The sequence below is a fragment of the Mucilaginibacter sp. UR6-1 genome (genome assembly GCF_020880975.1).
GTDB lineage: Bacteria > Bacteroidota > Bacteroidia > Sphingobacteriales > Sphingobacteriaceae > Mucilaginibacter.
In genome coordinates this window covers 171,436-186,421 of sequence record NZ_JAJIWP010000002.1, presented here as the reverse complement: position 1 = coordinate 186,421, position 14,986 = coordinate 171,436, and the positions used below count along the sequence as shown (strand labels likewise).

The 14,986-nt window shown below is 44.8% G+C and carries 14 protein-coding genes; 4 read left to right on the top strand and 10 right to left on the bottom strand.

Annotated features, from left to right (window positions below; all coding sequences use genetic code 11):
* Positions 1-19: 19 nt before the first annotated feature.
* Genes LJ707_RS06070 through LJ707_RS06050 form a run of 5 tightly spaced genes read right to left on the bottom strand, consistent with a single transcriptional unit; the run spans position 20 to position 3,701 of the window.
* A complete protein-coding gene (locus LJ707_RS06070) occupies positions 20-331 on the bottom strand; it encodes a hypothetical protein (RefSeq protein ID WP_228949918.1) in 312 nt (103 codons plus the stop codon).
* 51 nt (positions 332-382) lie between these two features.
* Positions 383-928: a shikimate kinase gene (locus LJ707_RS06065; RefSeq protein ID WP_228949917.1), complete on the bottom strand. Its 546-nt coding sequence runs from the start codon at positions 926-928 to the stop codon at positions 383-385.
* A 23-nt stretch (positions 929-951) separates the two neighbouring features.
* A complete protein-coding gene (locus LJ707_RS06060) occupies positions 952-2,010 on the bottom strand; it encodes an ABC transporter permease (protein ID WP_228949916.1) in 1,059 nt (352 codons plus the stop codon).
* 6 nt (positions 2,011-2,016) lie between these two features.
* Complete coding sequence (locus tag LJ707_RS06055) at positions 2,017-3,165, bottom strand: BT_3928 family protein (RefSeq protein ID WP_228949915.1); 1,149 nt, start codon at positions 3,163-3,165, stop codon at positions 2,017-2,019.
* Entirely contained in the window at positions 3,162-3,701 is a 540-nt protein-coding gene (locus LJ707_RS06050) for a DUF1599 domain-containing protein (RefSeq protein ID WP_228949914.1), read from the bottom strand. Before LJ707_RS06050 ends, LJ707_RS06055 begins: the two co-directional genes overlap by 4 nt.
* Before the next feature lie 88 nt (positions 3,702-3,789).
* On the opposite strand from LJ707_RS06050, the gene folP reads away from it, so the two are divergent.
* Positions 3,790-4,644, top strand: coding sequence for a dihydropteroate synthase (gene folP, locus LJ707_RS06045; protein ID WP_228949913.1), 855 nt, complete (start codon positions 3,790-3,792; stop codon positions 4,642-4,644).
* A gap of 240 nt (positions 4,645-4,884) precedes the next feature.
* Here the strand turns inward: folP and LJ707_RS06040 are convergent, their stop codons facing one another.
* The 4 genes from LJ707_RS06040 to LJ707_RS06025 are packed head-to-tail and all read right to left on the bottom strand — an operon-like array spanning position 4,885 to position 9,783.
* Complete coding sequence (locus tag LJ707_RS06040; RefSeq protein WP_228949912.1) at positions 4,885-5,613, bottom strand: YjjG family noncanonical pyrimidine nucleotidase; 729 nt, start codon at positions 5,611-5,613, stop codon at positions 4,885-4,887.
* A gap of 58 nt (positions 5,614-5,671) precedes the next feature.
* Positions 5,672-6,211 (bottom strand): GNAT family N-acetyltransferase, encoded by a 540-nt coding sequence (locus LJ707_RS06035; protein WP_228949911.1) that lies wholly within the window; start codon positions 6,209-6,211, stop codon positions 5,672-5,674.
* A gap of 33 nt (positions 6,212-6,244) precedes the next feature.
* Complete coding sequence (locus tag LJ707_RS06030; protein ID WP_228949910.1) at positions 6,245-9,589, bottom strand: polysaccharide deacetylase family protein; 3,345 nt, start codon at positions 9,587-9,589, stop codon at positions 6,245-6,247.
* A 35-nt stretch (positions 9,590-9,624) separates the two neighbouring features.
* Positions 9,625-9,783, bottom strand: coding sequence for a FeoB-associated Cys-rich membrane protein (locus LJ707_RS06025; RefSeq protein ID WP_228949909.1), 159 nt, complete (start codon positions 9,781-9,783; stop codon positions 9,625-9,627).
* A gap of 269 nt (positions 9,784-10,052) precedes the next feature.
* Between LJ707_RS06025 and typA the strand changes: the two genes are divergently transcribed.
* Together typA and LJ707_RS06015 are read left to right on the top strand one after the other, a co-directional pair.
* The gene (typA, locus tag LJ707_RS06020) at positions 10,053-11,861 is read left to right on the top strand and encodes a translational GTPase TypA (RefSeq protein ID WP_228949908.1); all 1,809 of its coding nucleotides are present in this window, start codon (positions 10,053-10,055) and stop codon (positions 11,859-11,861) included.
* Positions 11,862-12,009: 148 nt separating this feature from the next.
* On the top strand, positions 12,010-13,494 hold the full coding sequence (locus LJ707_RS06015) for a LamG domain-containing protein (protein WP_228949907.1): 1,485 nt from the start codon (positions 12,010-12,012) through the stop codon (positions 13,492-13,494).
* A gap of 65 nt (positions 13,495-13,559) precedes the next feature.
* Here LJ707_RS06015 and LJ707_RS06010 read toward each other — a convergent pair whose 3' ends face one another.
* Positions 13,560-13,919, bottom strand: a complete 360-nt coding sequence (locus LJ707_RS06010; RefSeq protein WP_228949906.1) for a hypothetical protein — start codon at positions 13,917-13,919, stop codon at positions 13,560-13,562.
* 185 nt (positions 13,920-14,104) lie between these two features.
* Between LJ707_RS06010 and LJ707_RS06005 the strand changes: the two genes are divergently transcribed.
* Positions 14,105-14,959 (top strand): LamG domain-containing protein, encoded by an 855-nt coding sequence (locus tag LJ707_RS06005; RefSeq protein ID WP_228949905.1) that lies wholly within the window; start codon positions 14,105-14,107, stop codon positions 14,957-14,959.
* The last annotated feature ends 27 nt before the right edge of the window (positions 14,960-14,986 follow it).

The following is a 14,986-nucleotide window of genomic DNA, read 5'->3' as shown; positions in this document are numbered from 1 at the left end:
GGCTGTGCCGGCGTTGTAATTACATGGCTATTTCGTGCCCCGGCCGGGGGTCTTCTGGTAATATCTCCATCTGCGGATAATCAACATATTCGGCATACCATTGTATAGCACTTACTACGTCAAGTGCATCCTCGGAGGTGATGTTGATGGTTTCAAAAGCATAGAGCTTGCTATGCGCATAACCATACAACTGAATTTCGTTTTTATTCGGCCTGAATGTATCGCTGTTCAGGCAAAATACGCGCACCTTTAAACCGGTATCCCTCGAGTGGATAATATCCCTGCAAGGGTCGTTAGGGTCGGTAGCTAACAGATATACATTGTGATCCATAATATTCTGTTAACAAAGCAAATCAGGTATAGTTTCGGGATTTTAAGGGTATTATTTATTCAATTCCAGCTCAAGCGCTTCAACCGATAGCGATATACCTTCAATAATATGCTGCGCCTGCAGGTAAAACCCTTCACGTTCGGCAAGTTTGCCTGTTATAAATTCAACCAGTTCATCGCCTTTTTTGCCTTGCAGTACCGGGCGTACGGTTTTGCTGTTCTCCAGCCTGTCGGCCAGTGTTTTGGGCGATAGCTTAACATAAAGTGTTTTGCCATGTGCGTTCATCCAGGCCATATTATCAAAAAAACATGGCAGGCCGCCACCGGTAGATACAATTACCTTTTCAGGATAGTCTGTTTCTTTGAGCATGGCTGATTCCAGCTTACGAAAGGCATCTTCACCAAATGATGAAAAGTATTCGGCAATGCGCATGCCTACTTTTTCTTCAAGAGCGTGGTCGAGATCGATGAACGCGTAGCCAAGGTGCGCGGCAAGCTTGCGCCCCCAGGTAGTTTTACCGCAGCCCATAAAGCCTGTAAAAAATACCAGGTTCGGGTTATAAAATGTATTTTCTGTTGAAGGAATTGACTGGCTCATCTATAAAAAAACAAAAATAGCGATCAGGCGATGGTTACACGCGGATCTATCCAAACATATAGAATATCTACCAAAATATTGATCACCACAAAAATAAAGGCGATAAATAATATGGAACCCATGATAACGGGAAAGTCTGACATTTCGAGCGCGTCTACCGTTACTTTGCCTAAGCCATTATAGCCAAATACATATTCAACAAAGAACGAACCGGCCAGCAGCGAGGCAAACCAATTGGCAATGGCGGTGATGACCGGGTTAAGCGCGTTTTTTAAGGCGTGGCGATAAACCACCGCGTTATGGCCGAGGCCCTTGGCGCGGGCGGTGCGGATATAATCCTGCCCCAGTACATCAAGCATGGCATTGCGGGTTAACTGCACAATAATAGCCAACGGGCGCAAACCAAGTGTAAGCGCGGGCAGCAGCAGGTTTTTAAGGGTAATCACCTCGCCCCGGAAAGGATCATAACTGTATAAACTGCCCGACATGTTAAGGCCGGTATATTTATTAAGTACAAAGCCGAACAGCCAGGCAATAATAATACCCGCGAAAAACGAAGGCGCCGAAATACCCAGGGTTGATAAACTCACCAACGTTCTGTCGACCCAGGAGTTTTGATGCAGCGCGCACAGTACACCTAAAAAAACACCAAGCAAAATTGCAAACAGCATGGCCACTGCCGCCAATAGCAGGGTATTGGGCAACACATCCATCAGCAAGGCCGATACATCCTTATGGGTTTGGTATGAACGCCGCAAGTAAGGCCATTTTAACGCCAGCACCTTTTTGCCCCAAACGGGTATCAGTTTAACGTAACCATAACGCTGCTGCTCGATATGGCTGTTTACGTGTATGCCCAGCGGCGACAGATCATTCAGATAATAAACAAACTGCATGGGCACCGGCTTATCCAGCCCGAACTCCTTGCGCACCGCCTCCAGCGATTGCACATCGGCACGCTGGCCCTGCGTCATGCGGGCAGGGTCAACAGGTAATATATTAAACAGAAAAAATACCACCACCACTATACCCAGCATCACAGCCAGGGCATAACCTGTTTTACGGAGGAGGTAGTTGATCATTTTAAATTATTCCTGAAAGTAGACCTTCACCAGTTCATCGTACGTTGGCATGGTGTGGTAATGCCATTTGTTAATAACGTTACCATTCTTTAACAACAACACACCGGGGTTAGCACGCACCATGCTTTTTAACGGCACACCATCGGCAAAGAAAACCTCGGTGTATAGTTTATACCTTTTCTCGAGCGCCAAAACATCCTGCGCTGAGTTTGAGGTAAGCAGCACGCTGCGCACATTATAATTTTCTGTTAGATTAAGCGCGATGGTATTCAGCTTTTGCAGGGCTTCGTCATTGGTATGGTTCAGATCATAAGCCACAATAATAAGGTTATAGAATGGGTTGCTGATGATCTCCTGTGTATAATCATTACCCTGCATATCGGTAATATTCAGGTCAACTATCTTTGGCGTAAAACCTTTTTTAACCAGCCGGCTTTCGGGGTTGCCCTGTACCTCCCAGTTATTATCTTTCCAGATGCCGGTTTTCATGTACTCCTTATCCGTCATGGTCTTGGTTTCGCCTGTAGCTTTATTCTTCAGGTTATAAGTAAGTTCATATTCATCGGGCCTGGCACCGGGCGGCACTTTCATTTCATCGGGCAGGTTAGCGCCTATTTTATACGGCAAAAAATCAATCACCGGTAAAAAGTTATAGGTGTAAAATCCAACGCCCAATGCCAGCACAGTAGCAATTGCCAAAGCAACATCGCCCGGCTTGCGGCCAAACAAAGGTTTTATTTTATCCGGATTGAAGAACAGCACCAGCGTTAATAACAGCAGTACCAGGTCTTTACCGAACGACTCCCACGGGGTAAGCGGTATAGCATCGCCAAAGCAGCCACAGGTTTGTACTACCTTAAAAAATGCCGAGTAAAAGGTAAGGAACGCGAAGAATATGATAAGCAGCAGCAGCCCCCAAACGGTGGTGCGGGCACGTGCGCCTATCAGCAGGGCAAAGCCCATGATCATTTCGAGCGCGCAAAGTATAATGGCTATACCTACGGCCAGGCTATCCAAAAAAGTGATGTGGAATACCTCGAAGTACTCTACCAGCTTATATGAAAAACCCAGCGGATCATTCGCCTTTATCAGTCCTGAAAAGATGAACAGCAGCCCAACCAGGATACGGCATATCCAAACTAACGCGTTCTTCATTTTACTCCCAGTTTTATCAGCGCGAATACAGCATAGTTAAGCATATCCTGGTAATTGGCCTTTACCCCTTCGGATGCCAGCGTTTCGCCCTGGTTATCTTCTATCTGTTTTACGCGCAGCAGTTTCATCAATATCAAATCGGTTAACGAGCTAATGCGCATATCGCGCCAGGCCTCGCCGTAATCATGGTTTTTGGCAAACATCAGGTTTTTGGTTTCGTTCACGTGTTCGTCAAACAAAACGCTTATCTGTTCGGCAGGTAGCTCAAGGGGGGTATCAGGCGTACAATCCAATTGCATCATGGCAATAACGCAATAATTTACGATGCCGATGTATTCGCCGGTAATATCATCGCCCACTTTTGATACCTTTTTTTCCTCAAGCGTACGGATGCGCTGCGCTTTAATAAAAATCTGATCGGTAATAGATGAGATACGCAATATGCGCCATGCGGTACCATAATCTCGCGTTTTTTTAATAAAAAGATCCCGGCAAAGGGTGATAACTGCGTCGTATTCTGCTGCGGTGTTAGCCAAGGTAGTTGATTTTTTAGCGTTGTACTATTTAAAGTTGCAAGGTTGTAATGTTAGGTACTTTTTGCAACCTTTACAATTCAATTGTTCAATGGCTAAAGATACGTTTTTTAATAAAAAGGAAAGCCTGAATACAGGCGGAAGGCTTATTGACCTGAGTACGCCGAAGGTGATGGGCATTATTAACCTTACCCCCGACTCATTTTTTGAGGACAGCCGCAAACCCGCCGTTACCGATGCCGTACAACAAGCCGAAAAGATGCTTGCCAATGGCGCTACTTTTTTGGATCTGGGCGCATACTCCTCCCGCCCCGGCGCTGCTGACATTAGCATACAGGAAGAAACCGACCGCTTGATACCGGTTGTTGAAGCCATAGCTGCCGCACTGCCGCAGGCTGCTTTATCTGTTGATACCTTCCGAGCTCGGGTGGCTGAGGAGGCCGTGAAAGCGGGGGCGCATATCATCAACGATATATCGGGCGGGCAGTTGGATGCCAATATGTTTGCCACCGTTGCCCGCTTACAAGTACCTTATATTTTGATGCACATGCGCGGCAACCCGCAAAACATGGCTACGCTCACCGAATATGATGACCTGTTTGGCGAGGTATTCGATTACTTTGTGAACAAATACCATGAGCTGAAACAGCTTGGTGTTAACGATGTAATTTTAGACCCCGGCTTCGGCTTTGCCAAAAAGGCCGAACAAAGTTATGCCCTGCTTAACCGTATGCATGATTTCGCCCCGCTTGAATTGCCCATACTTGCAGGTGTATCGCGCAAGCGTATGATCTATGGTTTGCTGGGCAATACCGCCGCCGAGGCATTGAACGGCACTACAGTTTTGAATACTATAGCTTTACAAAAAGGCGCTTCTATTTTGCGTGTGCACGATGTTAAAGAAGCAGTAGAAGCAGTAAGGCTGTGGCAGGCGGTGAATAGCTGATTATCACCTAATTTAGAACGGCAGTTAAAAATCTGCTTGCACGTGTGCTACTCCGGCCTACTTATGCCGGGATTTAGATAGGTTAACCTTTTGCGCTTTTATATATAATATTTTTCAGCTCCCTCTCCTTTAGGAGAAGGCCGGGGTGAGGTTTAGGCGACAGATTTCTCCTTCGTCGAAATGACATTTTTTATTTTTAAGCCCTCCCCTCCGGGAAGGATTCAGGAGAGGTAAGGGATATTACAATAAATCCACCAACTCCTTTAAACTATTGATCTGCTGTGGTACGTCGGCAGGTTTTTCGGCGTGGTTGGGGTTAAAGTATATGGCATCCATACCGTAAGCCAGGGCACCGCGCACGTCGGCCTCAATGCTGTCGCCTACCATAAGGCAACTGTGCCTGGTACAACCTGCCAGGGTAACAGCGTGCTCAAATATGGCTTTATCGGGTTTGTTAACGCCTATTATTTCGGATATAATGATATTTTGAAAGTAACCCGCTATGTTGGTTCCCGTTGTTTTTAGTTCGGTAGCTTCTTTAAAACCATTGGTTATAAGATGCAGGTCGTATTTAGACTGCAGGTATTGCAGCGTTTCGTGCGCGTGCGGAAACAGGTTGGTTTTGGTGGGGCAAAGCTGCACATAATCATCCTCAAAGGATGGAGGCATCACTTCAGGATCAACACCCAGATCAATGAATGTTTTTTTAAAGCGGGTTTCGCGCAGTTGCTGTTTGGTTATTTTGCCTGTATGGTAATCAGCCCAAAGCTGGTGGTTGTTGCGTGTATACGTTTCAATAAACAAATCGGCAACGGGCAAGCCCAGGGCTTTTAACTTATGGGTGATGTAAAGTTCCTGCAGGGTTTCCTCGGCATTGCGGTCAAAATCCCATATCGTATGGTCGAGGTCAAAAAAAATATGCTGATATGTTTTGGTGCTTCCTTTATTCTCTGATGCAATGCTGATCATCTGTAGTAGTAGTTTGCAGCAAATTTATGATTTGCGAAGCACACCAACATCAGTTTATTTATAGTGTTTTATACATAATGGTTGTAGCATCCAGCCTGTCCTCAGCCGGATCAAGGCAATAACCCGGAATGATACCGGCTGCTTGATAACCCAACGATATATAAAGGGGCTCCGCACCATCGCCCGTGCGGGTATCAAGGGTAAGTAAATTACGGGTATGTTCTTCGGCTACCTTTTCAATGGCGATCATCAGCGCCTTCGCTATACCCTGCCTGCGGTAACCGGGGTGCACCATCAGCTTTTTTACTTCGGCGCGGTGAGGCTGGTTGGGCATGGTATCAATATCCAGTTGTACGGTGCCGATCAACTCGTCACCGGCGATGGCGGCAAACATAATAACACTACCTGTTTGCACCGCGGGCAAAACCCTTGCCGCCCAGTAACCTTCGCCATCCGTTTGCGAAAACGGGAGTACAAAACCAATACTTGCACCATTGTGCACACAGGCATGCAATAAACCGCCTAACTGCTCTGTATATTTTACTACATCATCAGCACTTAGCTGTCTTAGCTGTATCTGCGGTTTATCGGGCATCATTGTATCAGTTAAAAACTATCTCAAATTTAATTATTATACTTTAACATTACCGGTGCGTTTTAAGGTGCCCCAGCCGCTAAGCTCGCCTTTTAATGCCTTACGTACCGATTTAAACAGCACATAATACATTAATTGCCGCCACATAAAACGCTGCGGGATGATATAAATAAGCTTGCGGTAATCCTCACGCTCCATACGGAAAGCGATGATGGATACCACAAAATCAACCAGCAAAAACACACCGTAGTATAAAAGCAGGCGTTCGGGCTTGGGCTCAAAAAGCGCCAACACCATCATCAGGTCGGCAAGCGGCGCAAATAATGGTAATATGATTTGGAATATCAGGATATTGGGCATACCCACCATGCCAAAAAAGCGGTACTTTTTATTAAAAAGCGCATCGCGGTTCTTCCAAAAACTTTGCATCACCCCAAAGCTCCAGCGAAAGCGTTGCTTAAGCAGCATCTTCACCGTTTCGGGCGCTTCGGTATAGGCTATAGCATCGCCGCAATTGCGTATAACATACCCTTGCTTAAGTATGCGCATGGTAAGGTCGCAGTCCTCGGCCAGCGTGTCTGACGTGAAGCCACCCGCATCATTGATTGCCTGCTTTCGAAACGCGCCTATGGCACCAGGCACCACAGTAATGCTGTTGATCAGATCGAACGCGCGGCGATCCATATTTTGCGCGGTAATGTACTCGATGGATTGCCAAAGGGTGATCATGTTGGTTTCATTACCAACTTTTACGGTACCTGCCACCGCCCCTATTTCATTATCGGTAAAACAAGCCATTAAATGGTAAATGGCATCGCTTTTTAACTGGGTATCGGCATCAATACATACCACATAAGCGCTATCAGTATGGCTGATGGCATAATTAAGCGCCGAGGCTTTGCCACCGTTAGGCTTGGTAAATATTTTCACTGCCGCATTGCCGCCAAAAGCCCGGCTTACCACCTGGTAGGTATGGTCGGTTGAGCCGTCATCAACAAATATCACGTTAAAGTTTGGGTACTCCAGTTTAAGTAAACTGTTGATGGTTTTAATTGCGGTAACCTCCTCGTTATAGGCCGGCACAATAATGCTCACAAACGGCAGGTCGGCCTCGTTCATGGATGCCTGGCGGTTAGTGTTCTCAAAAAACTGCCTTACCGCCAAAATACCTATCAGCACTATACGCCCTATCGCCAAAAATATGGCCGATAAAAACACATAGAATAAAAACCAGTTACCGTAAAAGTACCCCGTAACCATGGCATCATATAAAGGGCCGGTAATGCCGCTGTTCACATCGTCCTTTACAAGGGGCATCAGGTCATCCCGCTTTTTATCAATAATATCGGCAATGGTGGTAAACTTATAGCCCTGCCGCTTTAACTCCTTAATAATGCGCGGCAGTGCCTGCACGGTAGCCTCGCGGGTATCGCCACCGGCATCGTGAAGCAATATCATGGAGCCCTTGTGCGCATCGCGGATGGTACGCGCGTAAATACTGTCGGCTGTAACACCCGGATACCAATCCCATGGGTCGATGGATTCGCCGATGTTGATATAGCTTTGCCTCCGGCTTTCAGCCACGGGTATTACCTCGGCAATGGTTTGCGGCTCGGCATCGGCATTAAACGGCGGCCTGAACAGTATGGTACTGCGCCCGGTTACAGACTCGATAAGTTTGCGCGTTGCGTTCAATTCCAACCTTACCCGCTCGGGGCTTACCTTTGATATATCCGGATGCAGGTAAGTATGGTTGCCTATCTCATAACCCTCATCATGTATTCGTTTAAGCAGCGGTATGTTCTTTTCGGCCATTGAGCCCACCACAAAAAAAGCAGCGGGCACATTCTCCCGCTTCAATATATCCAATATACGGGGCGTATAATCCGCGTCGGGGCCATCATCAAAGGTAAGCACCACCTTGCCGGGTTTATAGCCATAGCGTCGTATTACATATTTGGTAGGCAGGGTTATATATTGCTGCCTGGTGATGGTATAATTGGAGGTATCCATCTTCAGGCGTATCTCGCCCGCGTGCGGGGTGGTGATCAGGTCGAGCACCTCACCATCACCAATGTAGTCTATCTTATCATTTAACCCTACCGAGGCCAGCATTTTTGTATCAAAGCCGGTTTTTCGCAGCGAGTCGATAGCCAGGTTTTTAGAAATAAAAGCCCACAGCCGCGGATCCTCATAACTTAAACGCCACAGGGCAACGCCGGCCGTTCCCCAATCATCCGCCATACGGATAATGTTGAAGTTGGCGGCGGCATCAGCAAAATAAACAGTATGCTTTAAGCTGTCTAAACCCAGGTAAGTGTAATGCATATTTGCCGAAACGGGATCGAACACGATACGCGCGCTGTTTTCTTTAGCCACACTTATAGCCTGCTGGTAACTTACCGGTGAGCCTACGCTATTCTCGGGCCAGTCAAACCCGCCACCCGGAAACGTCAGTATCACCTTTTCGCTGGGTACACGTGCGCATACATCATCTATCAACTCCTCCACCCATTCCTGGTGCGATACATCACCCGCGTTGCTTGATTCGTTGTGCTGATCAATCGCCATCACAAACAAATAATCATTAACCTGCTGTAACTCCTCAAGCCGGTAGTTCTCATCCTCGGCTATTACATTTTGGGTTAGCAGCAGGCCTTGCGCATGCAGCGCCTCATACAAATCTTTTTGAAACCTGCGAAAATTACGGCTGTTAATATTAATGTCGTACACATCAATATTCAATCCCCTGAATTTATATTTTTTAAGCTGGCCGATAAGATCACTGATAAAAGTGGCGCGGAGTTGTTTATCGTTGATGATATTTTCAAGGGTTTTGGTATCGTACCCGCCATGCAAATTATCGTAATTAACGTAATTTGACAGGCTGACCACCACCGGCTTTTTGTATTTTTTATTCAGGTTGATGAGCCCGGTATCTATCGATACGTTCACCACGCCCGATCCAGGCTTAATAAAAAACCCTTCGCTTACCACCATATCCAGCTTGGGCAGGCTCTCGGCCAGCGAGTTGTAGGCCTGCGGCTCCCAGGCACGGTAAAAGGCGGCGTTTATGCGGCGCTTGTTATTAGGGTGCTTTATCTGCTGCTGCCTGCGCGCCTGCTGCAGCTTTTGGATCTGCTTTTTCTGGATCTTAAAATCGCGGTATTTTGTGGAGCGTTTTAGCTGCTCCAGTTGCTGCGCGGTTAACTTTTTGGGGGATGGGTTTAAGTTGGGGAGGCTGGGATAAGTTTTATCGGTAACGGTAACGGCGGCGGCTATGATGCCGCATACCAGCACCAATAAAAATATGCGGCTAAACCATTTAAAGCGTTTCCATCTGCCAGGCGTATCGGCCTGAAAAACCTGCTTTTGTAACATGAAGTGCTGATAGCAAAAATTAGGGTAATAAAGGGCTATTTATGCTTACCGGGCTGTACGTTGCTAAAATCGACACCGCATTTGCAATTGGTACCGCAGCCCTTTTTTGCAAACAGGGTTTTATACATATTGCGGCCCAGATAAGCTGCTGCAGCTACAAATAATATAACAACAATAACAACCTGAATATTCATGGCACAAAATTACAAATTATATTATTGAAACGAAGAAACGATATGCCGTATATAATCTATAAAATGATTTACACGCTAATGACAGTATGCTGATTATCTGTTTGTTTGCCTGTATAAAGGCTTATGGAGACCTTATTGCTGCAATTAAAAACCATATTGGCTTATTTTTGGCTGATAATTACGCTGTTAATAAATTCATAATGTTGTAAAAGCTTTAAAATGCAATAAATTAAGTGTACCTTTGCGCCAAATTTTAGAGCCGCATTTACATGCAAAAAATAAGAAACATAGCTATTATAGCACACGTTGACCACGGTAAAACCACACTGGTTGACAAAATTCTGCACAGTTGCGAGATATTTCGTGATGGACAGGAAACAGGTGAACTGATATTGGATAATAACGACCTTGAGCGTGAACGTGGTATTACCATTGTTGCAAAAAACGTTTCAGTAAAATACAAGGACGTTAAGATCAATATTATTGACACCCCTGGTCACGCCGATTTTGGCGGTGAGGTTGAGCGTGTGTTAAAAATGGCCGATGGCGTATTGCTGCTTTGCGACGCGTTTGAAGGCGCCATGCCTCAAACACGCTTTGTAACCCAAAAGGCTTTGGCTTTAGGCTTAAAACCTATTGTGGTTGTAAACAAGGTTGATAAAGAGAACTGCCGCCCTGAAGAGGTTTACGAGCAGATATTTGAATTATTTTTTAACCTTGACGCTACCGAAGAGCAACTGGAATTCCCGGTTATATACGGCTCATCAAAACAAGGCTGGATGAATACGGATTGGAAAACACCAACCGATAACATCTTCCCGCTGATGGATACCATCCTGGAGCACATTCCGCCGGCACCTATTAATGAAGGTACATTGCAAATGCAGATCACCTCGTTGGATTATTCATCTTTCGTAGGCCGTATCGCAATCGGCCGTGTTGCCCGTGGTACTATTAAAGAGAACATGCCGGTATCATTGGTAAAACGCGATGGCACTATCCAAAAATCACGTATTAAAGAGCTTTACACTTTTGAAGGCTTAGGTAAAATAAAAGCTACCGAAGTTAAAGCAGGCGATATTTGCGCCGTTGTAGGTATTGATGGTTTTGATATTGGCGATACCATTGCCGATTTTGAAAAACCGGAGCAACTGGAGGTTATCAAAATTGATGAGCCTACCATGAACATGATGTTCACCATCAACAACTCTCCTTTCTTTGGTAAAGAAGGTAAATTTGTTACTTCACGCCACCTGCGCGATCGCTTATTTAAAGAAACTGAAAAAAACCTGGCACTTCGTGTTGTTGAAACTGATTCGCCTGATTCATACCTGGTATATGGTCGTGGTATCCTCCACTTATCAGTATTGATTGAAACCATGCGCCGCGAAGGCTATGAGTTACAGGTAGGCCAGCCGCAGGTAATTGTTAAAGAAATTGACGGTGTTAAATGCGAGCCAATTGAAACCCTGATAGTTGACGTACCTGGTGACGTTGCCGGTAAGGTAATTGAACTGGTTACCCAGCGTAAAGGCGACTTATTGATTATGGAGCCAAAAGGCGACCTGCAACACCTTGAGTTTGATATCCCGTCGCGCGGTATAATCGGTTTACGTAACAACGTATTAACCGCTACTGCGGGTGAGGCTATCATGGCACACCGCTTTAAAGCTTACGAGCCATGGAAAGGCACTATCCCCGGTCGTTTAAATGGTGTATTGATATCAATGGATAGCGGCAAAACCACTGCATTCGCAATTGATAAATTGCAGGACCGCGGCCGTTTCTTTATCGATCCGGGTGTGGATATCTATGAAGGACAAATATTAGGCGAACACATACGCGATAACGATTTGGTTATTAACCTTACCAAAGGCAAGCAGTTAACCAACATGCGTGCATCAGGTAGTGATACCAACGTGCGTATTGCTCCGGCCATCAAATTCTCTCTCGAAGAGTCAATGGAATATATCCAGGCTGATGAATACATTGAGGTTACGCCGCAAAGCATCCGCTTACGCAAAATTTACTTAACTGAAAATGAGCGTAAGGTTAACGGCAAAAAGTTCCAGTCGTAATAATTACATTATTGCTGATTAAACAAAAATGGCCTCCCTGTTCGGGAGGCCATTTTTGTTTAACTTAACTTTCTGTTAACGAAAATATTTCTTGATAATATGGTTTTTATGTTATTATATTTATTGTATAAACTATAAACCATTTATCATGACTACAAAAACGCGCGTTGCCCGCACGCTCTTCCTGGCGGGTACCCTAATTTCTTCATTCATTGTTTCCTGTAAAAAATCAGACCTCTTAAAATCGGAGGATATTAAAGCTATTGTTGACAATGAGCTAAAAACAGCTAACATTGCTGTTCCGGCAACAGGCCTAATTGCCTACTGGTCATTTGATGGCACAGGCAATGACCTTTCGGGCAATGCTAACCATGGCACCATCAACAACCTGTCATCAACGGCAGACAGATTTGGCAATCCAATCGGTGCCTATTACTTTGATGGCTCAACAAGCTACATTTCAGTACCCGACAAGGCTGCCTTACGTTTAAACAATACTGACTTTACGCTAAATGCCTGGGTTAAGCTGGATAGTTATAACACATCAGCCGGATCACAAATATTCAGCAAAAGAATAACGGGAGCCAACAATGGCTGGGTATGGAGTATAGTTGGCTCAGGTGCTGCTTCACCGGCAATACCGGGTACAGTTAGCTACGGCCCGGGCGGCGGAAGCACCAATGCTTTCGGAACTACAGTGGTACCGGTAAACCAATGGCATATGGTAACCAGCGTATACAGCTTTTCGGCTCAACAACTGAGGATTTATGTTGACGGTGTGTTAGATAATACAGTGAACAGTATAGCAACACCAAACTCAGCCATTACTGCATTGCTGTATATTGGCAGGGATAACCCATCAATAGGTACCGGCTACTTTTTTAAGGGAGCTCTTGATGATATCAGTATATACAACTCTGCACTAAGCGCGAGTACCGTAAATACACTATACACCTCTACATCAAATAATGCAGCCCCGGGACTTATAGCATACTGGCCTTTTGATAACAGCGGAAATGACATGTCAGGCAATTGGAATAACGGCACTATTTATAACCTCTCTGCCGCTACAGACAGGTTTGGCAACAGCATTGGCGCATATAGCTTTAATGGCATTAACAGCTACATGACCGTGCCTGACAATACTGCACTGCGTTTAAGCGGTACCGATTTTACTTTAAATGCATGGGTAAAACTCAGCGCCTACAATACATCATTAGGCTCAGTTATATTCAGCAAAAGAATTTCAGGCGCAAATAATGGCTGGCAGTGGAGCATTGTAGGTTCGGGCGCCGCACCTGCAACTACCGGTACACTTTCATACGGCCCAGGCGGAGGCAGTGTGAACGCTTATGGCAACACAGTTATTCCGCTTAACCAATGGCATATGGTAACAAGTGTTTATACGGTGGCTAATCAGCAATTAAAAATATATGTTGACGGAGCTTTAACAAATACTGTAAACAGCATTGCTACTACAAATGCCAATATATCATCATTACTATATATCGGCCGTGATAACCCGATTATAAGCACTTCCTATAATTTTCAGGGAGCGCTTGACGGGCTTAGCATTTACAATTCTGCTTTAAGTGTTAGTAACATAAATCAACTGTATACAGCAACCCATTAAGTTGATTTGAAACCAATAAAAAAGGAGGCCATTCGGACCTCCTTTTTTTAGTTAAAAAAATACGATTAATAATACAGCGTTGTTCCCTCAAAAGTAAACAACGCAGATGTTGAGGTCTTTCTGATCTTTACAGGACCTGCGTAAACTGTAGGATATGTAGTGTAATACCATGATCCGTTTGTAAATGAGAAAACCGGTGTCAGGTTAAAATAAATATCAATTAAGTATACTGCAGCAATTTTGTTAGTTACGTTATCACCGTACATCACATAGTTATCACCGGCATAAGTAAATCCTCCAATATCAACAGTAGCAAAATTTGCACTTGCAGGTGGTTGCAACACCGGAATTTTAACTTCAGCAAATGCAGTAAACGAGATCACTGAAAGCAGTGATACACATAAAAGCAAACTCAATTTTTTCATTTTTTTTAAGTGTTAAGGTAAACAGAATGGTTAGCTAATTAAATATAAAGAAATATTATCTTCAAAAGAAATATCATTTTATGAGTTTATCATCTGCTTAATTAGTTAAACAAAAAGAATATAGCTATTTACTTTTATTGTAGTAAAACGATATATTTGAGCTCAAAACTTTATCATATATATTAATGAAAAACCTTTTTGCATTCCTGGCTTCTGCATTATTTTTAGCAAGCCTCACCTCCTGCCAGTCAACATCCCTTGAACCCGAAGGCGACCCGGCTGATACGACCAAAATTCCTACAGATACGATTGATCTTACCCTTGATAGTTTAAAAACCGGCCTGATCGCGTTCTATCCGTTTGATGGTAATGCCCAAGATCTATCAGGAAATAAACATAACGGATTGGTTTATAACATAACCGATGCAAAAAACAGGTTTGATAAACCTGCATCGGCTTATGAATTTAACGGCTACAACGCGTTTGTACGGGTGGAAGATGCTGAAGACCTACGCCTTTATAACACCAGCTTTACCGTTAACTATTGGATATACGTTGACGCATACAACCTCTCGCATGGTTCGGCCATATTACATAAGCGCGGCTCTGGTTCAAGCAACGGCTGGCACCTTTCATTTTCGGGTGCTGAGGCGCAACATACAAGCGTGGGCAAGGTAGGCAGGCCATCATACGGCGTTTCTGCCGGCGACGATCCGTTTGCGGTTGGTAACAAATATTTGCAAAGAGGCATCTGGTACATGATCACTTCTGTGTACGATTTGCAAGAACAAACGTATACAACTTACATAAACGGCAAGCTGGACGCGATTCAGGCTGACATTCCAACACCTAACCCTTCAACTGATGCGCCATTGTTCATCGGCCGCGATAGTATTTTCCCTTATGATGGTACCGAGCCTTATTACTTTATGGGCAGGCTTGATGATATCAGGATATACAACCGCATCATCAGCAATACTGAAATGAAGAAACTGTTTGTTTTAACCGAAGCCCAATCAGCCAAAGTATCAAAACAATAACACGTACAGGATTATTATTTTCCCGAA